20 protein-coding genes are annotated in these 22,914 nt (G+C 66.8%); 9 read left to right on the forward strand and 11 right to left on the reverse strand.

The window, feature by feature from the left end; translation table 11 throughout:
* The first annotated feature begins 169 nt into the window (after positions 1–169).
* Positions 170–1,261 (forward strand): AraC family transcriptional regulator, encoded by a 1,092-nt coding sequence (locus IEW15_RS04065; protein WP_188575164.1) that lies wholly within the window; start codon positions 170–172, stop codon positions 1,259–1,261.
* Here the strand turns inward: IEW15_RS04065 and IEW15_RS04070 are convergent.
* Positions 1,219–1,533 carry a Dabb family protein gene (locus tag IEW15_RS04070; RefSeq protein WP_188575167.1) on the reverse strand — a complete coding sequence of 105 codons (315 nt, stop codon included), beginning with the start codon at positions 1,531–1,533 and terminating at the stop codon, positions 1,219–1,221. The two genes, IEW15_RS04065 and IEW15_RS04070, sit on opposite strands and share 43 nt — an antisense overlap.
* Positions 1,534–1,770: 237 nt before the next feature.
* Positions 1,771–1,977: a 30S ribosomal protein S21 gene (rpsU, locus tag IEW15_RS04075; protein ID WP_188575168.1), complete on the reverse strand. Its 207-nt coding sequence runs from the start codon at positions 1,975–1,977 to the stop codon at positions 1,771–1,773.
* A gap of 330 nt (positions 1,978–2,307) precedes the next feature.
* On the opposite strand from rpsU, the gene IEW15_RS04080 reads away from it, so the two are divergent.
* Positions 2,308–3,024, forward strand: coding sequence for a TenA family protein (locus tag IEW15_RS04080; protein WP_188575170.1), 717 nt, complete (start codon positions 2,308–2,310; stop codon positions 3,022–3,024).
* Positions 3,025–3,075: 51 nt separating this feature from the next.
* Positions 3,076–3,819 carry a COQ9 family protein gene (locus tag IEW15_RS04085; protein WP_188575172.1) on the forward strand — a complete coding sequence of 248 codons (744 nt, stop codon included), beginning with the start codon at positions 3,076–3,078 and terminating at the stop codon, positions 3,817–3,819.
* Here the strand turns inward: IEW15_RS04085 and IEW15_RS04090 are convergent, their stop codons facing one another.
* Positions 3,820–4,971: a 5-(carboxyamino)imidazole ribonucleotide synthase gene (locus IEW15_RS04090; protein ID WP_188575174.1), complete on the reverse strand. Its 1,152-nt coding sequence runs from the start codon at positions 4,969–4,971 to the stop codon at positions 3,820–3,822.
* A gap of 72 nt (positions 4,972–5,043) precedes the next feature.
* The gene (gene purE, locus IEW15_RS04095; RefSeq protein ID WP_229707805.1) at positions 5,044–5,589 is read right to left on the reverse strand and encodes a 5-(carboxyamino)imidazole ribonucleotide mutase; all 546 of its coding nucleotides are present in this window, start codon (positions 5,587–5,589) and stop codon (positions 5,044–5,046) included.
* Between the two features lie 129 nt (positions 5,590–5,718).
* Between purE and IEW15_RS04100 the strand changes: the two genes are divergently transcribed.
* The 4 genes from IEW15_RS04100 to IEW15_RS04115 all read left to right on the forward strand — a co-directional run bounded on the left by IEW15_RS04100 (position 5,719) and on the right by IEW15_RS04115 (position 9,751).
* Positions 5,719–6,285: a TIGR02444 family protein gene (locus tag IEW15_RS04100; protein WP_188575176.1), complete on the forward strand. Its 567-nt coding sequence runs from the start codon at positions 5,719–5,721 to the stop codon at positions 6,283–6,285.
* Positions 6,286–6,473: 188 nt separating this feature from the next.
* Positions 6,474–8,183: an alkaline phosphatase family protein gene (locus tag IEW15_RS04105; RefSeq protein ID WP_188575178.1), complete on the forward strand. Its 1,710-nt coding sequence runs from the start codon at positions 6,474–6,476 to the stop codon at positions 8,181–8,183.
* A 69-nt stretch (positions 8,184–8,252) separates the two neighbouring features.
* The gene (locus IEW15_RS04110) at positions 8,253–9,230 is read left to right on the forward strand and encodes an NAD(P)H-dependent flavin oxidoreductase (RefSeq protein ID WP_188575180.1); all 978 of its coding nucleotides are present in this window, start codon (positions 8,253–8,255) and stop codon (positions 9,228–9,230) included.
* Positions 9,231–9,259: 29 nt separating this feature from the next.
* A complete protein-coding gene (locus IEW15_RS04115) occupies positions 9,260–9,751 on the forward strand; it encodes a winged helix-turn-helix transcriptional regulator (RefSeq protein WP_188575182.1) in 492 nt (163 codons plus the stop codon).
* 108 nt (positions 9,752–9,859) lie between these two features.
* On the opposite strand, the gene IEW15_RS04120 is transcribed toward IEW15_RS04115, so the two are convergent.
* The 6 genes from IEW15_RS04120 to IEW15_RS04145 form a co-directional block, all read right to left on the reverse strand.
* Positions 9,860–11,209 (reverse strand): NAD(P)(+) transhydrogenase (Re/Si-specific) subunit beta, encoded by a 1,350-nt coding sequence (locus tag IEW15_RS04120; RefSeq protein ID WP_372402862.1) that lies wholly within the window; start codon positions 11,207–11,209, stop codon positions 9,860–9,862.
* A 64-nt stretch (positions 11,210–11,273) separates the two neighbouring features.
* Entirely contained in the window at positions 11,274–11,690 is a 417-nt protein-coding gene (locus IEW15_RS04125) for an NAD(P) transhydrogenase subunit alpha (protein WP_188575186.1), read from the reverse strand.
* A complete protein-coding gene (locus tag IEW15_RS04130; RefSeq protein WP_188575188.1) occupies positions 11,690–12,829 on the reverse strand; it encodes a Re/Si-specific NAD(P)(+) transhydrogenase subunit alpha in 1,140 nt (379 codons plus the stop codon). Before IEW15_RS04130 ends, IEW15_RS04125 begins: the two co-directional genes overlap by 1 nt.
* Positions 12,830–13,307: 478 nt before the next feature.
* The gene (gene metH, locus IEW15_RS04135; protein ID WP_188575189.1) at positions 13,308–16,817 is read right to left on the reverse strand and encodes a methionine synthase; all 3,510 of its coding nucleotides are present in this window, start codon (positions 16,815–16,817) and stop codon (positions 13,308–13,310) included.
* A 53-nt stretch (positions 16,818–16,870) separates the two neighbouring features.
* On the reverse strand, positions 16,871–17,830 hold the full coding sequence (metF, locus tag IEW15_RS04140) for a methylenetetrahydrofolate reductase [NAD(P)H] (protein ID WP_188575191.1): 960 nt from the start codon (positions 17,828–17,830) through the stop codon (positions 16,871–16,873).
* 76 nt (positions 17,831–17,906) lie between these two features.
* Positions 17,907–18,914 (reverse strand): ArsR/SmtB family transcription factor, encoded by a 1,008-nt coding sequence (locus IEW15_RS04145; protein WP_229707809.1) that lies wholly within the window; start codon positions 18,912–18,914, stop codon positions 17,907–17,909.
* 374 nt (positions 18,915–19,288) lie between these two features.
* Here IEW15_RS04145 and IEW15_RS04150 point away from each other — a divergent pair, with 374 nt between their 5' ends.
* Positions 19,289–20,026, forward strand: coding sequence for an MlaA family lipoprotein (locus tag IEW15_RS04150; RefSeq protein WP_188575192.1), 738 nt, complete (start codon positions 19,289–19,291; stop codon positions 20,024–20,026).
* 91 nt (positions 20,027–20,117) lie between these two features.
* Positions 20,118–20,810 carry an MlaC/ttg2D family ABC transporter substrate-binding protein gene (locus IEW15_RS04155; RefSeq protein ID WP_188575195.1) on the forward strand — a complete coding sequence of 231 codons (693 nt, stop codon included), beginning with the start codon at positions 20,118–20,120 and terminating at the stop codon, positions 20,808–20,810.
* A 176-nt stretch (positions 20,811–20,986) separates the two neighbouring features.
* Here IEW15_RS04155 and ettA read toward each other — a convergent pair whose 3' ends face one another.
* Positions 20,987–22,669, reverse strand: a complete 1,683-nt coding sequence (ettA, locus tag IEW15_RS04160; RefSeq protein WP_188575197.1) for an energy-dependent translational throttle protein EttA — start codon at positions 22,667–22,669, stop codon at positions 20,987–20,989.
* Positions 22,670–22,914 lie beyond the last annotated feature (245 nt).

Genomic DNA, 22,914 nt, shown 5'->3' on the forward strand with positions numbered 1-22,914 from the left:
TTCGACGAACCGGGCTTGCAGCCGGCTTTCCCATGAAGTTTGCAACCGAGGGTCGGTCCACACCATGTCGTGATCGGCCGCGTTCTTGATCTTTCCGGCCAGATCGACCCTTAATGACAAGGCGCGGCCTGAGGCACGCGTCAGACCGGCAACCGCAGGAAGGCATGGCATGACGATTCCCGCCGGCGATCGCCGCGACCCTGTGGGGGTGATCAACATCCTGGCGATGGCATCGGAACGGGGCGTGGATACCGCAAGGCTTGCCGCCACGGCCGCGATTGACCCATCCGGTCTGGACGCGCCCGGCGCCCATGTCCTGGCCTGGCAGGAACTGGCGATGATCGAGGCGCTGGTTGCCGCCCTGCCGGGGCTCGACCCTGCGGCTGCCGGGCTTGAAGCCGGCCTGCGCTATCGCGTCTCGGCGTTCGGATTGTTCGGCTGGGCGATGTTGACCCGCCCCACGCTGGGTGACGCGCTATCGCTGTGGGGCCGCCTGCCGACGCTGGGCCTGTCGTTCAGCGCGATCACGGTCAGCATGACACCGGCGGCACTGGACTTCACCCTCGACGACCGGCCGCTGCATGCGCTGGCGCCGCCCGTGCATCGCTTCCTGGTGGCGCGCGGGCTGGTGTCGACCGCGGTTCTGGTCGCCGACCTTCTGGGCGAGGCTGTTCGCCCGGACATGGCGCGCAGCGCGCTGACCCTGCCCCGCGATCCAAACCTGCAAGACCGGTTCATGGCGGTTCTGGGGCCGGCGCTTATCTTCGACGACAATGCCACGGCACGGCCCGCGCACCGGCTGCGCTATTCAGGCGACCTGCCGCCACGCGCCCTGCCGCTGGCCCATCCGGCCGCGACCCGCGCGGCTGAGCGGGCATTTCTGGCCGAAGCCGCGCATCGTGGCGCGGCCGGGCCGGTTGCGGCGCTGAAGGTTCTGCTCCGCGACGTGACCGATGGCCTGCCGCCGGCGGATCTTGGCACCGCCGCGCGCCGCCTGGCCTTGTCGGAACGCAGCCTGCGCCGACGGTTGGCCGAAGCCGGCACAGGCTTTCGTCAGGAACGCGACGCAGCCCTGGCCGAACGCGCCCGCCGGCTGCTGATACTCGATGGACTGACGGTCGATGCCACCGCAGCCCGGCTGGGTTATGCCGATGCGGCGGCGTTCTCGCGCGCCTTCAGACGCTGGACCGGTGACGCCCCGGGACGTTTCGCCCGCGCTCAACCCCGCCGGTCGACCACAACCGCATCCTCGACTACATAATCGGCGACCACGCGCATGTCGCGCAGATGCCGGACCCGGCCGATCGATTCCGCATACAGCGGATCGGCCTTATAGGCCGCCAGCGCCGCCTCGTCGTCGAACTCGGCATAGACGATGACATCGACATCCGATGACAACGCGTCACGCCTGGTGTTCAGCCCCACTTCAAAGCGGCGGGCATGGCTGATCCCGCCCAGAACCGCCAGCCCGTCGCGGATCGCCGGCACATCCGCCGCATTCCTGGCATTGAACATCACGATATGGCGGATCATGGGTCACGGGCCTCTCGTCTGGGCAGTCTGTCGGGGATGCGCGGTCAGATATGCTCCCTGTTGCGGAGCACCACCCGGCCGCGAACCATATGCCCGTCAGCCGCAGATCGGCACAACAAAAAACCGCCGCTCCGGCCGGAGGGCGGTTCTTCGTCATGGCTGGCTGCGGTGCATCGCTTCGGGATCGGGCCGATCCGGCATCGCCTCAAACCATCGGGCGCGGCAAGCGCCTGCTGCTTAGAGCAGACCTTCGCGCTGCGCGCGCTTCAGCGCGAGCTTGCGGGCCCGACGAATGGCCTCCGCATCCTCACGGGCGCGCTTCTCCGACGGCTTTTCGTAATGCCGACGCATCTTCATCTCGCGAAAAATGCCTTCGCGCTGCATCTTCTTCTTAAGCGCACGAAGCGCCTGGTCGACGTTGTTGTCGCGAACGATGACCTGCACCAAGTCTACACCCGTCTGTTCAGTCGATTGAAACCCGGTCCGGACGCATCGATCGTCCGGGCCCGTCGCGAGACACCGCGACAGACACGCCCGTCGAAACATTCGGCGACCGTCGGCCGGCCTTTCCTATAGAGGCGGCTGGCGAAAGTCAAACCGATTCAATCGTTCAGAGAAACGAAAGCCGGCACGAGGAGCCCTCCGGCTTCCCGTCCCGAATTGTCGGCGGCGTGCGCGTTTGTTCAAAAGGGAGTATATGGGATCGGGCTGGCGCATTCAAGCGTGGCGACTGCACCCAGATCACTCAGGATCATATCGGAGGAACCCCGCCCGATGTCACCCGCCCCCACCACCGACGCACCAGTCACCGACGCACCTGCCACCGACGCGACTGGCCGGCTGAGCCTGTGGCTGCGCGATCGGAGCGAGCCCGACTGGTCGGCCGCCGTGGCGCATCGTTTCACCGGAGAGCTGATCGCCGGCACCGTCGCCGATGACGTGATGCGCCGCTATCTGATCCAGGATCACCGGTTCGTCGACAGTTTCGTGGCCCTGCTGGGGGCGGCGATCGCGGCAGCCGACCGGTTCGATGCGCGTATTCCGCTCACCCGCTTCGCGGCGATGGTCACCAGCGACGAGAACGACTATTTCCTGCGCGCATTCGATGCGCTGGGCGTGACGGAGGCCATGCGCCGAGACACACCCGACCATTCCGCCACCACCGCCTTTCAGGCGCTGATGACCGAGGCCCGGCTGACAGCCGATTACCCCTGCTGTCTGGCGGTGCTGGTTGTGGCGGAATGGAGCTATCTGACCTGGGCCGCCCGCGCCGATGGCCGGCTGCCCGACCGGTTCGAGCATGCGGAATGGATCACCCTGCACGACAACCCGTTCTTCCGGGACTTTGTGGGCTGGCTGGTCTCGGAACTCGACCGTGTCGGCCCCACTTTGGATGATGACGCCCGTGCGCGGGTAGAGGATCTGTTCCGCCGCGCGGTTGCGGCCGAACGGGCTTTTTTCGACGCCGCCTATCAGAACGGCCGGGATTGACGCGCTGGCGCGTGCCAACCGCCCGGAACCGACCGCCATGGGAGCTAGTTGATGACCGAGCCACTTACCCCGATCGATGGCGACACGCTGCCTGCCGACACCGAAGCCGGCGCCGAACCAACCGAGGCGGTGTTGCCTCAGGTGCTGCGCGATCGCGACCTGGTGTTGGAAGCAGCCCTGCCCGACCTGCCCTTCGACGGCTGGACCGACGACGTCGTGCGCCGGGCAGGCATTGCCACGGGCTTCGACCCGGTGGCCATCCGGCGGCTGTTCCCGCGGGGCCGGGTGGATCTGATCGTGCATTTCTGCGACTGGGCCGACCGGCGGATGGTCGCGGAGCTTGAGGCGATGGGCCTTGCCACCATGCCGATGCGGGTCCGGATCAGCACTGCCGTCCGGGTGCGGCTGGAACAGAACGCGTTGCATCGCGAAGCGATCCGCACCGCGCTGGGCATTCTGGCACTGCCGCAGAACGCCGCTCTGGGCCTGAAGACGCTATACCGGACGGTGGACGCGATGTGGTGGGCGGCGGGCGATACCGCCACCGATTTCAGCTTCTATACCAAACGGGCGACACTGGCCGGGGTCTACAGTTCCACCCTGGCGGTCTGGCTGGACGATCGCAGCGAGGGGTTCGCCGACAGCTGGGCGTTTCTCGACCGGCGGATCGCCGATGTCATGCGCATCCAGAAGCTGCGCGGGCGGGTGGAGAAGCTGCTGCCCGACCCACGCCGCCTGCTGCCCGGTGGCGGCGGTCTTCTGCGGCGCAACCCGCTCAGGATGCGCGGGCGCTGATCAGGCGCCCGATCCGTCCCCGGATACGGGCGTGACGGCGGCGGTGCCAAGCCGGGTGACATGCCCCATCTTGCGCCCCGGCTTGGCCTCGCTCTTGCCGTAAAGATGCAGCTTGGCCCTGGGCTCGGCCAGGATCGCCTGCCAGCGCTCGATATCGTCGCCGATCAGGTTTTCCATCCGGGCATCCACCAGCCGCGACGGATCACCCAGCGGCAGATCGGCCACCGCGCGGATGAACTGCTCGAACTGGCTGGTGGCGGCGGCATCGAACGACCAGTGGCCGGAATTATGCGGCCGCGGCGCCATCTCGTTCACCAGAACCCGACCATCGCGGGTGACGAACATCTCCACCGCCAGCAGGCCTTCCAGCCCCATGGCCTCGGCCAGCATCCGCGCCACCCGCTCGGCCTCGGCGGCGATCGCCGGGCTGATCCGCGCCGGCACCCGGCTGATATGCAGAATGCCGTCGCGATGGCTGTTCTCGGCCGGCTCGAAACAGCGTACCGCCCCTGACGGGCTGCGGGCGACGATCACCGAGATTTCGCAGGTGAAATCGACCATGCCCTCCAGGATTGCCGGCGCACCGGCGATGGTGGCGAAGGCCGCCTCGGCTGCCGCCAGGAAGTCGCCATCGGCGCCGATCCGCGCCTGCCCTTTGCCATCGTAGCCAAGGGTGCGGGTCTTCAGGATCGCCGGCCGGCCCAGCGCGCCAATCGCCGCCACCAGCCCGTCCAGGTCGTCGACGCGGGCATAGGGTGCCGTGCCGATGCCGAGCCGGTTGACCAGATCCTTCTCGGTCAGCCGGTCCTGGGTGCTTTCCAGCACGGTCCAGGACGGGCGGACCGGGCGCCGGCCGGCCAGCCGCGCGACACTGGCCGCGGGCACGTTCTCGAATTCGAAGGTCACCACGTCGACCGCCTCGGCGAAGGCGGCCAGCGCCGCTTCGTCGTCCCAGGCGGCACGGGTGCGGGCATCGGCCACCTCGGCCGCCGGGCTTTCCGCCTCCGGCGCATAGATATGGACCTTATAGCCCATGCGTGCCGCCGCCATCGCGGCCATCCGCCCCAACTGCCCGCCCCCCATGATACCGATCACCGAACCGGGCTTGAGGGGGGACGGCCGGGCGGTGGCGGTGGCGGCGGGCTGGGTCATCGGTGCGGGTCCATGGCTGACGGGCGGAGAGAAGCGGGAGGCAGATCGGGTTCCGGCGGAAAAATCGGCCGGTCAGGCCGGATCGTCGACCGGCTCGATCGCGACGCCATCGGTCTGTTCGGCGCGGAAGGCCTCCAGCGCCGCGTACACCGCCTGATCGTGATTGGCAATGATCGCCGTGGCCAGCAGGGCCGCATTCTTGGCGCCGGCCTCGCCGATCGCGAGCGTGCCGACCGGGATGCCGGCGGGCATCTGCACGATCGACAACAGGCTGTCCATCCCGTTCAGCGCCCGGCTCTGCACCGGCACACCCAGAACCGGCACACTGGTCTGGGCGGCGATCATCCCCGGCAGATGGGCGGCGCCACCGGCACCGGCGATGATCACCTGAAGCCCGCGTGCACGCGCGGTCGCGGCATAATCGGCCATGCGCTGCGGCGTGCGGTGGGCCGAGACGATCCGGACCTCATGCGGCACGCCGAAGCGTTCCAGCAGCCGGGCGGCATGGCACATCGTCGCCCAGTCGGACTGGCTGCCCATCACGATGCCGACCACGGGTGCGCCGGTTTCCGATTGGGGAGCGGCCTCGGCACGGGTGGAGGTCATCTTTTCGGTCATCAGGCTGCATGTCCTTGGCAAAGGTGGCCCCGGGGGCAGAGCGGTGGAGCGAAGAGCCGCGGATTATACGGATACCCCGGGGGCATGTATACTGACCGCCCCCACAGACTTTGCCGGAACACGCCCGCCATGCCCAGCCCCGCCACCGACCTGACGGCACCGCGCACGCCGATTGCCGCCCATGCCCATGCGGTCTATGCCCGCCCCTGCGCGGCACCGGTGTGTCTGGCGGTGCAGGATCGCTTCGGCGCCGACGTGCCGCTGATCCTGATGCTGCATCATGCCGCAGCGACGGGCCGGCAGCTCGATCGCCACGGCGTGGCGGCGCTGGATGATGCGCTGGCCGGATGGCGGGCGCAGGTGGTGCGGCCGCTGCGCACGCTGCGGCGGCAGCTCCGTGGCCCGGCGCCGGCAGGAGGTGCCGTCGATGCCGGCCGCGCGCGTGCGATCGGCGACCACCTGCTCGTGGCCGAAATCGCGGCCGAAACAGCGCTGCTGGATGCGATCGGCCCCACCCTGAACACCCTGGCCCGGCCTGCCGAAGGCTGCCAGGGCCGGGCTTCATTCGCCGGCATGCTCCAGATCTATGGTCGCCTGCTTGCCGCACCGCAGGCCGACTGGACGGATGCGACCGACCGGCTGCTCGCCTGCCTTGGGCCGCTGATCGACCGGGCGCCGGAAGAGGATCAGGCTTGATCTTTCAGGGATCGAAGGCATTGCCCTATGCTGACAGCCGGACGACACGTGGTCCGAGGTCGTCCGCGGCCGCCCGGCTTTGCTGCCGCGCGCCCGCCCCACAGTCCACCCCGTGCAGCCGGATTGCGCCCCAGGTGCCCACAGCTCAGCCCGTTTCCAGCCGGCCCGCCGGTGCGCGCCGTCCACGCGTGCCCTCACCACAACACCGGCCGCGCCACGGCCTGCTGATGCTGTTGCTGATCTGGGTGGCCGCCGGATTGCTGGTCAACCTGCCGGCGCGCCCGTCGGACTGGCTGTCGATGCCGCATCTACGGCTGTCGATCGAAGTCGCGGCCGTCATCCTGCTGGCGCTGGTGCTGCCCGGCGCCTTTCCGGTCAACCGCGGCAGCGGGCTCAACCGCAGCCCGGCCCGGTCGGAACGCTGGCTGCCCGATCTGCTGCTGAAACTGGCGGCGCTGGGCTTATCGGCGCTGGTGCTGCTGCGCGGCGCCGATCTGGTCGCCCATGCCGCCGCCGGCCGGCCGCTCGATCTGGGCCGCGACCTGTTCCTGCTGCCGGCCCTGTGGGATGTGCTGGCAGGCGACCCGATGCGGCTGGCCCTGGTGCTGGCCTTATGGCTGCTGCCGGCCATGCTGGTCTATGTGCTGGCCCGGCGCGGCCAGGATCTGGCGCGCCGGTCGCTGTCCGGGCCGCGCCGGCGGGCGGTGGCGGTATGCCTGCTGGGGCTGGTGCTGGCCGGCGACATGGCGCTGCTCGCCGCCGGCCGGGGTGGCGGTCCGGTGGGGGCAGGCGCCCTGCGGCTGGCCGCAGTTCAGGCCGATCACCTGGGCCAGCGCGCCCGCATCGATGCCGAGCTTGCCGCCGCGATCGCCGACGATCCGGCCGCCATCCTGCCGGGACCGGCCCTGTTCCCGCGGCTGCGTGGCCATGACGTGCACCTGTTCTTCATGGAAAGCTATGGCTGGTCGGCGCAGCACGACCCGCGGATCGCGGCCACCATCGGCCACAGGCTGAATGATCTGGATCGGGTGCTGAAGGCTGCCGGTTTCACGGTCGCCAGTGCCTGGCTGGACAGCCCCGTGGTGGGCGGCCAGTCCTGGCTTGCCCATGGCACGCTGCTTTCAGGGCTGACGCTGGATCGTCAGCCGGCCTATGACTATGCCCTGACCGCCGGCCGGACCACGCTCGTCGACCTGTTCAACCGGGCCGGCTGGCGGAGCGTGGCCCTGATGCCCGCCATCCGGCAGGTCTGGCCGGAAGCGGCGCTGTTCGGCTATGACCGGGTGCTGGATGCGGCGGCGCTGGACTATCGCGGCCCGGCCTTCGGCTGGCCGACGGTGCCCGACCAGTTCAGCCTGGACCGGTTCGTGGCCGAGGAACAGGCGCCGCCCTCCGGCCGGCGCCAGCCGCTGTTCCTGGAATTCGCCATGATCACCAGCCATCATCCCTGGGGGCCGCTGCCGCCGCTGCTCGGTGACTGGGCGATGGCCGGCACCGATCACGGCACTGTCTTCGGAACCGCGCCCCCGCCCGCGGCACAGCCGTTTCCGGCGGCAACCACCGACTGGGCCGAACGCTATGCCAATGCGTTGGACTATACCCTGGCGCTGGTCGGGCGCTGGGCGACCGAGCGCATGCCCAAGGATGCCCTGCTGATCGTGGTCGGCGACCATCAGCCGCCGCTGGTGACGCCGGCCGGCGCGCCGCGATCGGTGCCGATCCATGTCATCAGCCGCGACCGGTCGCTGATCCGCGCGTTCATGGCCGAAGGCATGACGCCGGGGCTGATGCTTGCCGCCGATGCGCCGGTGCGACCGATGAGCGACTGGCGCGATCTGATGATCCGCGCCACCCGAGAGGCACCACAGCCGATTGCACGCCTGGGCGAAGCAGGATAGCTTCGTTTCCCGAAGTCATATCGTCAGCGGCGACAAGCCGCGACATCTGAGGGAAGGCAGGAACGCTTCATGAAGACGCGCATCACCGAGCTGCTGGGCATCCGGCATCCGATCATCCAGGGCGGCATGCATTATGTGGGCTTTGCCGAGCTTGCCGCCGCCGTATCGAATGCCGGCGGGCTTGGCATCATCACCGGCCTGACCCAGAAGACGCCCGAGCTTCTGGCCCGCGAGATTGCCCGCGCCCGTGAGATGACCGACCAGCCGATCGGCGTCAACCTGACCTTTCTGCCGACCTTCGCCTCGCCGCCCTATCCTGAATACATCCGCGCGATCATCGAGGGTGGCGTCACCATCGTCGAGACCGCCGGCCGCAGCCCGCAGGCCTATATGCCGGCGCTGAAGGAAGCGGGCATCAAGGTGATCCACAAATGCACCTCGGTGCGCCATGCGCTGAAGGCCGAGAAGATCGGCTGCGACGCGGTGAGCGTCGACGGCTTCGAATGCGGCGGTCATCCGGGTGAGGACGACATCCCGAACATGATCCTGCTGCCCCGCGCGGCCGAGGAGCTGACCATTCCCTTCGTGGCATCGGGCGGCATGGCCGATGCCCGCAGCCTGGTGGCGGCGCTGGCGTTGGGCGCCGACGGCATGAACATGGGCACCCGCTTCATCGCCACCAAAGAAGCCCCGGTGCACGAGAACGTGAAACAGGCGATCGTCGCCGCCTCGGAACTCGATACCCGGCTGATCATGCGCCGGCTGACCAACACCGAACGCGTGCTGGCCAACCCCGCCGTCGACCGGATCGTCGAGATCGAGCGCGAAAAAGGCCCAGATCTCAAGATCGACGACATCCATGATCTCGTGGCGGGCGTCTATCCGAAGGTGATGATCGACGGCGACATGGATGCCGGCGCCTGGAGCTGCGGCATGGTCGCCGGGCTGATCCACGACGTGCCGAGCTGCCAGGAGCTGATCGACCGGATCATGTCGGAAGCCGAAAGCCTGATCAACGCCCGGCTCGCGGGCATGGTCGCGCGCTGAACGGCTGACGGAGGCGAATGGCGGCGCGCATGAACCGGATCGCACTGGATCAGATGGAGTGCAGCATCGCGCGGGCGCTGGACGTCGTGGGCACCGCCCATGCCGTGCTGATCCTGCGCAATGCCTTCAATGGCATGCGCACCTTCGATGCCTTTCAGGCGCATCTGGGGATGTCGTCCAGTGTGCTGGCGGCACGGCTGAAGCTGCTCACCACCGCCGGCATCCTGGAAAAGCGCGCCTCGCCCACCGATGGCCGGTCGTTCGAATACCGGCTGACGGCGAAGGGGCGCGATCTGTATCCGGTGCTGGTGGCGCTGCTGCACTGGGGTGAGACCTGGGATGCCAGCCCCGATGGCCCCCGCCTGACCCTCGTCGAAACCGCGACCGGGCGACCGGTCCAGACGATGGCGGTGCGGTCGGAAGACGGCCGGGCGCTGGACCCGCGCGAGGTGACCGCCATGCCCGGCCCCGGCGCCGGCCACAAGACCCACAGCCTTGCCGGATGGCGGCGGCGCGGCTGAACGACCGGCAGACGACCAGAAGACGACCTGCCCCAACGAGACAGCGCGGCCCCGGTTTCCCGGAGCCGCGCTGCTTTTGTGTTGAACCGTGGATGCGCCGCCGCTGGATCAGGCGTGCTCGATCGCCTTGACGATGCCCTCGGTCATCTTCTTGGCGTCACCGAACAGCATCATGGTGTTGTTGCGATAGAACAGCTCGTTCTCGACGCCGGCATAGCCCGAGGCCAGGCTGCGCTTGATGAACAGCACCGTGCCCGCCCGCTCGACATCCAGGATCGGCATGCCATAGATCGGGCTGGTCGGATCGGTCTTGGCGGCCGGGTTGGTCACGTCGTTGGCGCCGATGACGAAAGCCACATCGGTGGAGGCGAAGTCGCGGTTGATGTCTTCCAGCTCGAACACCGCGTCATAGGGCACATTGGCCTCGGCCAGCAGCACGTTCATATGCCCGGGCATACGGCCCGCCACCGGATGAATGGCATAGCGCACCTTGACGCCGGCCTTTTCCAACTGGTCGGCCATTTCCTTCAGCGCATGCTGGGCCTGCGCCACGGCCATGCCGTAACCGGGAACGATGATCACCGACGAGGCGTTCTTCATGATGAAAGCGGCATCGTCGGCGCTGCCCTGGCGCACGGTCCGGTCGCCCAGATCGGCACCACCCGCCGCCGCCGTGCTGCCATCGGTGCCGAAGCCGCCGAGGATCACGTTGACGAACGAGCGGTTCATGCCCTTGCACATGATGTAGGACAGGATCGCGCCGCTGGAACCGACCAGCGCGCCGGTGATGATCAGCAGATGGTTTTCAAGTGTGAAGCCGATACCGGCCGCCGCCCAGCCCGAATAGCTGTTCAGCATCGACACGACCACCGGCATATCGGCGCCGCCGATCGGGATGATCAGCAGAATGCCGAGGGCCAGCGCGATCAGGGTCAGCAGCCAGAACGCCACCGGCGACTCGGTCAGGAAGAACACCACGATCAGCGCGATGACCGCCACACCCAGCGCCAGATTGACCCAATGCTGCATCGGGAAGCGCACCGGTGCCGATTTGAAGATGCCCTGCAGCTTGCCGAAGGCGATGATCGAGCCGGTGAAGGTGATGGCGCCGATGGCCGAACCCAGGCTGAGTTCGATCAGGCTGTTGGCATGGATGGCGCCGACCGTGCCGATGCCATAGGCTTCCGGCGCATAGTAAGCGGCGGCGGCCACGAACACCGCGGCCAGACCCACCAGGCTGTGGAAGGCCGCGACGAGCTGCGGCATGGCCGTCATCTGGATGCGCAGCGCGATCACGGTGCCGATGCCGCCACCGATGATCACGCCGATCACGATCAGCCAGTAATTCTCGACGCCGGGCTGGAACAGCGTGACCAGAACGGCCAGCGCCATGCCGGCGATGCCGGTCCGGTTGCCATTGCGGGCGCTGACCGGAGACGACAGCCCCTTCAGCGCCATGATGAAGCAGATGGCCGCAACCAGATACAGCAGGGAGGAAAGATTTGCGTTCACGATCCCGTCCTCACTGCTTCTTCTTGAACATCTGGAGCATGCGGTTGGTCACCACAAAGCCGCCGAAGATGTTGACCGAGGCCAGTGTCACCGCCAGGAAGCCCATGACGGTGGCGAAGCCGAAGGTCGACGGGCCGGCGGCGATGATCGCGCCGACCACGATGATGCCGGAAATCGCGTTGGTCACCGCCATCAGCGGGGTGTGCAGCGCCGGCGTCACCTTCCAGACCACGTAATAGCCGACGAAGATCGCCAGCACGAACACGGTCAGGCCCAGCACCAGCGGATCGACGCCACCATGGGCGGCGGCACCGTCGACGGCGAGGCGGGCGATTTCGGCCTGCGCCTGACGCGCGGCATCGAGGCTGGCATTCGCCGCCTCGACATTGGCATCGGCTGCGGACTGAAGCTGGTCGAGCGCGCTCATCACTCGCCCTCCTTGAAGTTCGGATGCACCACGGCGCCATCACGGGTCAGCAATGTCCCGGCGATGATCTCGTCCGCGGTATCGACCTTGAGCGCCTTGGTCTCCTTGTCGACCAGCAGCGTCACGAAGGTCAGCAGGTTCTTGGCATAAAGCTGGGTCGCGTTCACCGCCACCCGGCTCGGCACGTTCGGGAAGGCCACGATCCGCACGCCATGAACCTCGACGATCTCGCCATGGCGGGTCAGCGCGCAGTTGCCCCCGGTCTCGGACGCCAGATCGACGATCACCGAGCCCGGCTTCATGGCCTGGACCATCTCTTCGGTGATCAGAATCGGGGCCGGCTTGCCGGGGATCTGGGCGGTGGTGATGATCATGTCGATCTTCTTGACATGATCGGCCAGCACCTGCGCCTGACGCGCCTTATAGGCGTCGCTCATCTCGCGGGCATAGCCGCCCTTGGTCTCGGCGGTTGCGGCCTCGTCATTCGGCACTTCCACGAACGAGGCGCCAAGGCTTTCCACCTGCTCCTTCACCGCCGGACGCACGTCGAAGGCCGACACCACACCACCCAGACGCCGGGCGGTGGCGATCGCCTGAAGGCCCGCGACGCCGGCGCCCAGCACCAGAACACGCGCCGGCGGCACGGTCCCGGCCGCGGTCATCATCATCGGCATGGCACGGCCGAACTCGGCCGCGGCATCGATCACCGCGCGATAGCCGGCCAGATTGCTCTGCGACGACAGCACATCCATCGACTGGGCACGGGTGATCCGCGGCACCAGTTCCATGGCGAAGGCGGTGACGTTGGCCGCAGCCAGCCGCTGCACCAGTTCGCGATTGGCATAAGGGCTCAGCATGGCGACCAGGGCGGCGCCCGCGGGCAGCGCCTCGGTTTCCGTCCCCGCATCGGGGGCCTGCACCTTCAACACCAGCGTCGCGCCGGCCACGGTCTCGGCCGCACTGGCGGCGATCTCGGCCCCGGCGGCCTTGAAGGCATCGTCGGTGATGGCGGCGCCAAGCCCGGCACCGGTCTCTACCACGACCTCACATCCGAGTTCGCGATATTTCTTGACCGTCTCGGGGGTCGCCGCGACGCGCCTCTCATGCGCACGGGTCTCCCTCGGAACTGCGATCCTCATGGTCTCTCCGGCCCTCGTTCTGTCGCTGCGGTGCGCAACGCGGTCAGCGCTGCGGCGCAGCAATATTATGAGGCAGGCATCCTTGCCTCAAGTAACTTTATTTGCCAAGCACGCGATTTGTTGGAACACCGTTCCATACGGCACTGCATCCTGCCGCGCTGCACCGCGATCCGGCACCCATATCGGCAGCGCGTGCCGCCTGTCACCGCGCGGGCATTCCGGCGCCCCTCCGCCGCCGATGACGGCCGATCGCCGGCCAAGGCCCCCACAGCACTTATCGCCCGATCGGCGGCAGGGTTCAACGCCCGATTCATGACGTTAGATCGATCCGTCGCAGAAAGCCTGCGCCGGACGGTCACGGATCACGCACCGGCTTCTTCAACCACAAGCTGCTTCACGGGACAAAACACCCGGCATCCGCTTCGATCATGATCGCAGGATGCCGGGTGGGTGGCGTCGCCGCGGGCGGCCGGCGCGGTCAGACCGAGAAGTATTTCGCCTGCGGGTGCAACAGCACGATCGCCGATGTCGACTGTTCGGGATGCAACTGGTCCTCATCCCCCATCACCACGCCGATCCGCTCGGCCCCCAGCAAGTCCAGCAGCCTGCGCTGATCGGCCAGGTTCGGGCAGGCCGGATAGCCGAAGCTGTAGCGGGAACCGCGATAGCCCTGCTTCAGCATCCGGTCGATCTCGCGGGCATCCTCGGCCGCGAAGCCCAGTTCGGCGCGGATGCGTTTGTGGACGTATTCGGCCATCGCCTCGGCCACTTCCACGCCCAGGCCGTGCAGATACAGATAATCCTGATAGCGGTCGGCGGCGAACCATTCCCGCGCCACATCGGAGGCATGCTGCCCCACCGTCACCACCTGAAGCCCGACCACGTCGCGCACCGGGTCCGATATGTCGCGGACGAAATCGGCCAGACACAAGCCGCCCTCGCGATCCTGGCGCGGCAGCCGGAAGCGGGCCAGTTCGGTGGTGCCGTCGGGCTGGAACAGCACCAGATCATTGCCCTCGCCCGCCGCCTTCCAATAGCCATAGGCGGCCTGCGGATCGAGGATCTTCTCCTTGGCGCAGGTCTTCAGCAGGGCTTCGAGCTTCGGCCACAGCTCCTGCTTCACATAAGCCTCGAACTCGGCCGGTTTGCGGCCGGCGCGCTTATAGCCCCAGTGGAACTGGAACAGCATGGTCTCGTTCAGATACGGCACCACCGATTTCAGCGACACATGCTCGATCACCCGCGCGCCCCAGAATGGCGGCTCGGCAACCTCGACATCGGCATGCAGTTCCGAGCGGCGGATGCGCACCTCGTCGAAATCGACCGGCCGGTCGAGCATCGCCTTCAGCTCTTCGTCGCTCGATGCCCGCTTCTTCGGGCCACGGCTGGTCGACGGCCGGGCCTCGCGTTTGCGCTTCGCCTCGGCCAGCGCGTCATCGAACCTGCCGTCGACCACGGCGTTCATCAGCGACAGGCCGTCGAAGGCGTCGCGGGCATAGGCAACACGCTGGGCGCCATAGGCGGCGACACAGTCTTCCTCGACATATTTCCGGGTCAGGGCGGCGCCACCCAGCAGTACCGGCACGTCCATCCCTTCGCGGGTCATTTCCTCAAGGTTCTCGCGCATGATCACGGTCGACTTGACCAGCAGGCCCGACATGCCCACCGCATCGGCCCTGTTCTCGCGTGCGGCCTGGATGATCGACGCCACCGGCTGCTTGATGCCCAGATTGATGACCCGATAGCCGTTATTGGTCAGGATGATGTCGACCAGGTTCTTGCCGATGTCGTGCACGTCGCCCTTGACGGTTGCGAGCACGATGGTGGCCTTCTCCTCGCCGTCGACCTTTTCCATATGCGGTTCAAGCCAGGCGACCGCAGCCTTCATGGTCTCGGCCGACTGAAGCACGAAGGGTAGCTGCATCTTGCCCGAGCCGAACAGCTCGCCCACCACCTTCATGCCGTCGAGCAGCACGGTGTTGATGATCTCAAGCGGCGGCATCCTGGCCATCGCCTCGTCCAGATCGGCGCCCAGCCCCTCGCGGTCGCCATCGATGATCCGGAATTTCAGCCGCTCCTCCACTGTGTCGGGCCGCACGCGGGTTGCGGCCGTCTCGACCTTGCGGTCGGCGAACAGCGCCATGAATTCCATCAGCGGGTCATAGTCCTTGGCCCGGCGATCGAAGATCAGATCCTCGGCGATCTTCACCTCGTTCTCAGGGATCTTGTGCAGCGGCATCAGCTTCGACAGATGCACGATGGCACCGCTCATCCCGGCCTTGAGCGCATGGTCCAGGAACACCGAGTTCAGCACATGGCGGGCCGCCGCCTTCAGGCCGAACGAGATGTTCGACAGGCCCAGGATGATCTGGCAGCGCGGGAACCGTTCGCGGATCAGCCGGATACCCTCAAGCGTCTGGACGCCCAGCTTGCGGTCGTCCTCATTGCCGGTGGCGATGGTGAAGGTCAGCGGGTCGAACAGCAGATCCTCGGGCGCCAGGCCGTATTCATCCACCGCCAGCGCATAGAGCCGTTCGGCGATCGCCAGTTTGCGATCCACCGTCTTGGCCATGCCCTCTTCGTCGATGGTCAGCGCCACCATGGCGGCGCCGAATTTGCGCGCCAGCTCCAGGCGCGCCCGTGCCGGCGCCTCGCCATCCTCGAAATTGATCGAGTTGATGATCGGCTTGCCGCCATAGAGCTTCAGCGTGGTCTCGATGACGTTGAGCTCGGTGGAATCGATCACCAGCGGCGCCGAAACCGCGCCCCGCATCGCCGTGGTCAGCGCGGTCATGTCGGCGATCTCGTTGCGGCCGGTAAAGGCCGCGCAGAGGTCGATGGCATTCGAGCCTTCCTTCACCTGCTCGCGCGCCATGGCCGTGCAGCCATCCCAGTTGCCGGCATCCTGCATCTCGCGGAATTTCTTCGAACCGTTGGCGTTGCAACGCTCACCGATCGAGAAATAGGCGTTTTCCTGGAAATACGGCACGAATCCGAACAGCGAGGCCACACCCGGCACCCAATGGACATCGCGCTTCACCGGCGCCGGCCGATGCCGCGCGCCGCCACGCCGCCGCAGCATCTGGTCGATGGCGGCGATGTGGGTATGGTCGGTGCCGCAGCAGCCGCCGACGATGTCGATGCCGTCCTCGGCAATGAAGCGTTCCAGCCACTGCGCCAGTTCACGCGCGCCCAGCGGATAATGGGTCGCACCGTCGACCAGTTCCGGCAGGCCGGCATTGGGCAGTACCGAAATCCGCCGCCGCCAGGTCTGGGCCAGATAGCGGACATGTTCCTGCATTTCCTGCGGACCGGTGGCGCAGTTCAGCCCCATCACGTCCACATCCAGCGCATCGATGATGGCGGTCGCCGCCGCGATATCGGTGCCGACCAGCAGGGTACCCACGGTTTCCACCGTCACCTGCACCATGATCGGCAGGTCGACGCCGGCCTCGGCTCGGGCGATCTTGACCCCGTTCACCGCCGCCTTGATCTGCAGCGGATCCTGGCAGGTCTCGATCAGGAAGGCATCGGCCCGGCCGGCGATCAGGCCCCTTGCCTGCACGGCAAGCGCCGCTTCAAGGCGGTCATAATCGATATGGCCCAGGGTCGGCAGACGCGTGCCCGGCCCGATCGAGCCGATGACGAAGCGTTCGCGGCCATCGCCCTTGAACCGCTCCGCCGCCTCATGCGCCAGCTCGCAGGCCCGGACATTGATCTCGAACGCCCGGTCGGTGAGGTCGAATTCGCCAAGCGTGATCGGAGACCCGCCGAAGGTGTTGGTCTCGACCGCATCGGCCCCTGCCTCGAAATAGGCGGTGTGGATGTCGCGGATGATATCCGGGCGGCTGAGATTGAGGATTTCGGAGCAGTTTTCATTGCCCCAGTAATCGCCGTCGACGCTTAGATCACGCGCCTGAAGCTGGCTGCCCATGCCGCCATCGAGCAGCAGGACGTTGGAGCCTAGAAAGTCGAGAAGCCGTGACATCTTGCCTCGATCGCGCTGGGGTCTGGAAATGATCGTGATGCCGGATGGCCGGGTCAGCCGGCGGCGGCGGCCGATTCCACCGACCTGCCATCCGCCGCCGCCCGTCGCGGCCGGATGCCCAGCAGATGGCAGGCGGCGATGGTGAGATCGGCCTTGTTCAGCGTATAGAAATGCAGATCGTGGCAGCCTTCGGCCGCCAGCAGCCGCGCCTGTTCCGCCAGCAGCATCGCCGACACCGCCTGATGCGTGGCCTCGTCATCCTCGGCGCCATCATACAGCCGGATCATCCAGTCCGGAATGCCGGCACCACAGGCCGCCGAAAACCGCCGGATCTGGGCAAAACCCAGCACCGGCATCAATCCGGCCAGGATCGGCCGAGTGATACCCGCCGCCGCCGCCCGGTCGCGGAACCGCAGATACGCCGCCGGATCGAAGAAATACTGGGTGATCGCGCGGGTGGCGCCGGCGTCCAGCTTGGCCTTCAGATTGTCCAGATCGGCATCAGGGTTCAACGCGTGGGGATGAACCTCGGGATAGGCCGCGACGCTGATCTCGAACCCGCCGCGGGCCGCCAGCGCCCGCACCAGATCGACCGCGAAGGCAAAGCCTTCGGGATGGGGCACATAGGCACCGCCGCCCTGGGGCGGATCGCCGCGCAGCGCCACGATATGGTTGATGCCGGCCGCGTCATAGGCGTCGGCCACCGCCATCACATCACGCTTTGCCGCATCGACACAGGTCAGATGAGCGGCAGCATCCAGACCGAATTCGTCGCGCATCCGCACCACGGTGTCGTGGGTCTTATCGCGGGTGGAGCCGCCGGCGCCATAGGTCACCGACACGAAATCGGGCGCATAGGCCGCCAGCCGTTCCACCGTTTCCCACAACCGCGCCTCTCCTTGTGCCCCGCGCGGCGGAAAGAACTCGAACGAGACCCCAAGCTCCGGCACTGGTGCCGGCTGGTCCCAGAGTGCCGCCGGCACGAATGCGCGCCTGTCGCTGGTCACCGTCATCACACCCTCTCCCCAATGATCTCGATCCGGCCCCGGTTCGTGGTCCGGGTGCTTCTGTTCGCGATATCGTCTCGTCTCAGGCGCCGCCATGGCCGACGGCCGGCCGCGTGGCCGGCCACAACACCACGGTCAGCGGATCGCCCGGCAGCCGTTCCGGCGGCAATGGCACCAGCCCCGCGCCGATCAGCCAGTCCTTCACCTCGGCATCTGAAAATCCCAGCCGGCGATGGGCATGATCCCGTCGCAGGTCTTCAAGGGCGTGGGCCGCGAAATCGACCAGCACCATCACGCCACCCGGCCGCAACACCCGCGCCGCCTCGGCCAGCGCATGTCCCGGATCGTCCAGATAATGCAGCACCTGATGCACGATCACGGCGTCGAAGGCGGCATCGGCCACTGGAAGCTGGTTCAGATCCCCCAGCCGCACCTGGCAATGATCCAGCCGCGATGCCGCCAACTGTTCGCGCGCCACCGCCAGCATTTCCCGTGACCGGTCGACGCCCAGACCGAATTCCACCAGCGGCCCCAGAAGATCGAGCACGCGGCCGGTGCCGGTGCCGATATCCAGCAGGCTGCGGGGTGCGAAGCCGCCGATCAGGGTCTTCAAGGCCGCCTCGACCTGCGCCTCCGGAACGTGCAGCGACCGTATCCGGCGCCATTCGGCGGCATTGGCGCGAAAATAGGCTTCGGCCTGACGCGCGCGATCTTCCTTCACCCGCTTCAGACGGCCGGCATCCACAGCCAGAGCCGCATCATCGCTCGGCAACAGTTCCACCAGGCGGCGGGCGAGCCCGGCGGCGGCCCCTTCGCGTGCCAGGCGATAGAACACCCAGGCGCCTTCCGGAATCCGGTCGAGCAGCCCCGCCTCGCACATCAGCTTCAGATGGCGCGAGACGCGTGGCTGGCTCTGGCCCAGAATCTGGGTCAGCTCGGTCACCGTCAACTCGCCATGGGCCAGAAGCGCCAGCAGCCTGAGACGTGTCGGCTCGGCCGCGGCCTTCAGCCCGTCGAGCAGCGTATCCATGGCCGCGACACCGACCATGTCCCCCCTGCCCGACAGAGTTTCACCGGCCACCATACCCATCATACCGTCACATTCCCCCTGGAAGACATAAACATATCTTTATATCTTTTGGCGGCCTGTTGCAAGCCGGCAGCGCGGCACAACCGCCATACCCCCGGGCCACGGGGGCAAGCGGCTTTTCCGTGGTCTGGAACAACCGATTATGATAGGTCATCGTGTCCCTTGTATTTTCCAGGGGATGAATGCACGCGGCACCAGGGGCGGGCCGTGGACACGGAGGACAGCAGCGTATGGCCACAGACGCAAGCCGGGCGGAGTTTGAACCTTTGGTCACTGAAACCGGTGTATCTGTCCGAAATGCGGCGCCTGTCGGCACGTCGGCACGGAGTGACCGAACAATCCGGCGGGCAGGCATCGCCGTCGCGGCGGCCCTGATGCTGCAGGCCTGCGCCACGGCCGGTAGCGATGCGCCGGTGGCGACCACTGGCCCCGCCGCCCAGCCGGTTGAGCTGTCGGACCCGCTGGAACCCTTGAACCGGGCGGTGTTTTCGGCCAATACGTTCGTCGACGGGCTGATCATCAAGCCGGTCGCCCTGCTCTATCGCCAGATGGTGCCGCCCCCGATCCGCACCGTCATCGGCAACTTCCTGGTCAACCTGTCGCTGCCGCTGGTGTTCATCAACGATGTGGCACAGGGCGAGCCCCAGCGCGCCGCCGATACCGCCGGCCGTTTCATGCTGAACAGCATCGCCGGCGTCGGCGGCCTGATCGATGTGGCATCCGATGCCGGCATGCCACCCGCGCATGACGAGGATTTCGACCAGACCTTCGCGGTCTGGGGCATCGGCCCCGGACCTTATATCGTTCTGCCGATCCTTGGTCCCTCGACCCTGCGGCACACGGTCGGCCGTGGTGCCAGTTCCTTTGCCGATCCGGTCAGCTATGCCATCGACGACAGCGACGTCATGCTGGGCCTGGCCATCGCCAACGGCATCGTCGCCCGCGAAGGCGCAATCGAGGCGCTCGACGATCTGCAGCGCAGTTCGGTCGATTTCTATGCGGCGGTGCGCAGCGCTTATTGGCAGCGGCGCCTGAACCTGATCGCCAATGGCAAAACGACCAGTGGCCGCCAGAATGACGACGTCTTCCGGCTGGACCTCGACGCGGAGTGATCCGCGGACCATATAGAAGAGCGCGCACCTCGTTCGGGCGTGTGGCCATACATGCGGTGGCCCATGCCGCCACACCGGGAGAGTCATCACGATGACCATCCGCCTTCGCAGGCTCGCCGTTGCGCTCGCCCTTGGCGCAGCCATACCGGTCCTGCCTGTCATCGGGTCGACGGCCATCACCGCCGCCTCGGCACAAGCGAACCCCGAAGCGGCATCGGCTGCCATCGAGGCGTTCGGCAACAACGCGATTGCGGCGCTGTCCGAGCCGGGCCTGTCGGCCGAGCAGCGGACCGAGCGCTTCCGCGCCCTGTTCCACGAAGGCTTCGACTTCGACTGGATCTCGCGTTTCGTGCTGGGACGCCATTGGCGCGCGGCCGATGAAAGCCAGCGCGCGGCGTTCCGCGACGCCTTCGACGCCTATGTCGTCTCGACCTATTCCAGCCGGTTTTCCGATTATGTCGCAGGCACCTACAGCCAGAAGCTGGCCCAGTCCGGACAGGCCAAGGCCTTCACCACCACGGGTGCGAGGCCTGACAGCAATGACGATCGGATGGCCGTGGTCTCGGGCCGCATGTGGCGCCCCGACGGACCGCCGGTGCCGCTGGACTTCCGCGTCCGGGTCGATGGCCCAACCCCTAAGATCATCGATATCGCCATCGAGGGCGTGAGCATGGCCATCACCCAGCGCTCGGAATTCTCGTCGGTGATCGAACGCTCGGGCATCAACGGTCTGGTCACCGAACTGAACCGCCGGACAGAGCAGGCCACCGCCCGCAATTCCTGACCCCGACAAGGCACGGCTTTACAGGCGCGCCACGACATGAGACCGGCCGTTCCCCGGGGAGCGGCCGGTTTTTCGTGTCTGATGTGTCCGGCCGAGGGGTCAAATGAAAATCACCCGCCCTCGGATGGCCGGAGGCGGGCGATGATCACATATCGGCTATGCTCGACGTGTCAGGTTCAGCCGCGGGTCAGCGGCTTGTACTTGATCTGGTGCGGCTCGACGGCGGCGTCACCCAGGCGGCGGCGCTTGTCGATTTCATAGGCCTCGAAATTGCCCTCGAACCATTCGACATGGCTGTCGCCCTCGAAGGCGAGGATATGGCTGGCGATACGGTCGAGGAACCAGCGATCATGGCTGATGACGATGGCCGAACCGCCGAAGTCGAGCAGCGCGTCTTCCAGCGCCCGCAGGGTGTCGACGTCCAGATCGTTGGTCGGCTCGTCGAGCAGGATCAGATTGCCGCCCGACTTCAGGGTCCGAGCCAGATGCACGCGGTTGCGCTCACCGCCCGACAACTGGCCGACCTTCTTCTGCTGGTCGGAGCCCTTGAAGTTGAAGGCGCCACAATAGGCCCGGCTCTTCACCGTGCGCTTGCCGAGCACGATGTCTTCATGACCGCCGGAGATTTCCTCCCAGACGGTCTTGTTGGGGTCGAGCGCGTCGCGGCTCTGATCGACATAGGCGAGCTTGACCGTCTCGCCGACGCGGAAGCTGCCGGTATCCGGCGTTTCGGCGCCGGTGATCATCTTGAACAGCGTCGACTTGCCGGCACCGTTCGGGCCGATCACACCCACCAGCGCGCCGGGCGGGATGCGGAAGTTCAGATCGTCGATCAGCAGCCGCTCACCGAAGCCCTTCGAGACGTGCTCGGCCTCGACCACCACATTGCCAAGACGCGGCCCGGCCGGGATGACGATCTGCGCCGCATCGGTGACGCGCTCGCGATCCTGTTCCAGCAGCCGTTCATAGGCGGCAAGACGGGCCTTCGACTTGGTGCGCCGGGCGGAGGGCGAGGACCGAACCCATTCCAGCTCCTGCTTGAGGGTCTTCTGGCGGGAGCTTTCTTCCTTCTCTTCCTGGGCGAGCCGCTTCGACTTGTGCTCAAGCCAGGCCGAGTAATTGCCTTCGAACGGCAGCGCGCGGCCGCGATCCAGCTCCAGAATCCAGCCGGCGACGTTGTCGAGGAAGTAACGATCATGGGTGACCGCCACCACGGTGCCCGGATAATCGTGCAGGAACCGCTCCAGCCACGCGACCGATTCCGCGTCCAGATGGTTGGTCGGCTCGTCGAGCAGCAGCATGTCGGGCTTCGACAGCAGCAGCTGGCACAGGGCCACGCGGCGACGCTCACCACCCGACAGCGTGGTCACGTCGCTCTCGGCCGGCGGGCAGCGCAGCGCATCCATGGCGATCTCGACCGTCCGGTCGATGTCCCAGCCATTGACCGCCTCGATCTTTTCCTGAAGCTCGGACTGCTCGTTGATCAGCGCGTCCATCTCGTCAGGGTCTTCGATCTCGGCGAACTTCGCGCTGACCGCCTCGAACTTGTCCAGCAGATCCTTGACCGACCGGACACCATCCATGATGTTTTCCAGCACCGACTTCGAGGCGTCGAGCTGCGGCTCCTGCGACAGCAGGCCGACCTTCAGCCCCTCGGCCGCCCAGGCCTCGCCGGTATAATCAGTGTCCTGCCCCGCCATGATCTTCAGCAGGGTGGACTTGCCCGAGCCGTTCACGCCGAGCACGCCGATCTTGGCGCCCGGCAGGAATGAGAGGGTCACATCCTTCACGACCTGACGGCCGCCGGGATAGGCCTTGTTCAGGCCGCGCATCATATAGACGTACTGATAGGAAGCCATCTGCCACCCCGATCGAGCCCTTGTGCCGGCCGAAGCCGGCCCATGGGCAGAAAACACCATCCGGACTGCCCGCCACTGACGGGCCCGGTTCGGTCCCGGTTGTACCGCATGCGCCAGACGGCTTCAACGCCGACCGGGACCATACGGGGCGGCAATGGCCTGTCCTAGCAGCCTGTCGGACTTTCCCCAGCGTGCGAGCGGTGCGATGATTCCGTTGGTTTCAACGGGATTGCGCGCTGATGGCC

This window comes from Tistrella bauzanensis, assembly GCF_014636235.1.
Taxonomy (GTDB): Bacteria; Pseudomonadota; Alphaproteobacteria; order Tistrellales; family Tistrellaceae; genus Tistrella; species Tistrella bauzanensis.

What these genes read in the sequence shown, in the direction of transcription:
- IEW15_RS04085 (WP_188575172.1), top strand. Translation starts at nt 3,076, where the DNA reads ATGACCGAGCCACTTACCCCGATCGATGGCGACACGCTGCCTGCCGAC.
- IEW15_RS04130 (WP_188575188.1), bottom strand. Translation starts at nt 12,829, where the DNA reads ATGAGGATCGCAGTTCCGAGGGAGACCCGTGCGCATGAGAGGCGCGTC.
- IEW15_RS04145 (WP_229707809.1), bottom strand. Translation starts at nt 18,914, where the DNA reads ATGGGTATGGTGGCCGGTGAAACTCTGTCGGGCAGGGGGGACATGGTC.
- metH (WP_188575189.1), bottom strand. Translation starts at nt 16,817, where the DNA reads ATGTCACGGCTTCTCGACTTTCTAGGCTCCAACGTCCTGCTGCTCGAT.
- IEW15_RS04080 (WP_188575170.1), top strand. Translation starts at nt 2,308, where the DNA reads ATGTCACCCGCCCCCACCACCGACGCACCAGTCACCGACGCACCTGCC.
- IEW15_RS04150 (WP_188575192.1), top strand. Translation starts at nt 19,289, where the DNA reads ATGCTGCAGGCCTGCGCCACGGCCGGTAGCGATGCGCCGGTGGCGACC.
- purE (WP_229707805.1), bottom strand. Translation starts at nt 5,589, where the DNA reads ATGACCGAAAAGATGACCTCCACCCGTGCCGAGGCCGCTCCCCAATCG.
- IEW15_RS04110 (WP_188575180.1), top strand. Translation starts at nt 8,253, where the DNA reads ATGAAGACGCGCATCACCGAGCTGCTGGGCATCCGGCATCCGATCATC.
- IEW15_RS04120 (WP_372402862.1), bottom strand. Translation starts at nt 11,209, where the DNA reads ATGGCGCTGAAGGGGCTGTCGTCTCCGGTCAGCGCCCGCAATGGCAAC.
- IEW15_RS04090 (WP_188575174.1), bottom strand. Translation starts at nt 4,971, where the DNA reads ATGACCCAGCCCGCCGCCACCGCCACCGCCCGGCCGTCCCCCCTCAAG.
- metF (WP_188575191.1), bottom strand. Translation starts at nt 17,830, where the DNA reads ATGACGGTGACCAGCGACAGGCGCGCATTCGTGCCGGCGGCACTCTGG.
- IEW15_RS04065 (WP_188575164.1), top strand. Translation starts at nt 170, where the DNA reads ATGACGATTCCCGCCGGCGATCGCCGCGACCCTGTGGGGGTGATCAAC.
- IEW15_RS04125 (WP_188575186.1), bottom strand. Translation starts at nt 11,690, where the DNA reads ATGAGCGCGCTCGACCAGCTTCAGTCCGCAGCCGATGCCAATGTCGAG.
- ettA (WP_188575197.1), bottom strand. Translation starts at nt 22,669, where the DNA reads ATGGCTTCCTATCAGTACGTCTATATGATGCGCGGCCTGAACAAGGCC.
- IEW15_RS04155 (WP_188575195.1), top strand. Translation starts at nt 20,118, where the DNA reads ATGACCATCCGCCTTCGCAGGCTCGCCGTTGCGCTCGCCCTTGGCGCA.
- IEW15_RS04100 (WP_188575176.1), top strand. Translation starts at nt 5,719, where the DNA reads ATGCCCAGCCCCGCCACCGACCTGACGGCACCGCGCACGCCGATTGCC.
- IEW15_RS04070 (WP_188575167.1), bottom strand. Translation starts at nt 1,533, where the DNA reads ATGATCCGCCATATCGTGATGTTCAATGCCAGGAATGCGGCGGATGTG.
- IEW15_RS04115 (WP_188575182.1), top strand. Translation starts at nt 9,260, where the DNA reads ATGAACCGGATCGCACTGGATCAGATGGAGTGCAGCATCGCGCGGGCG.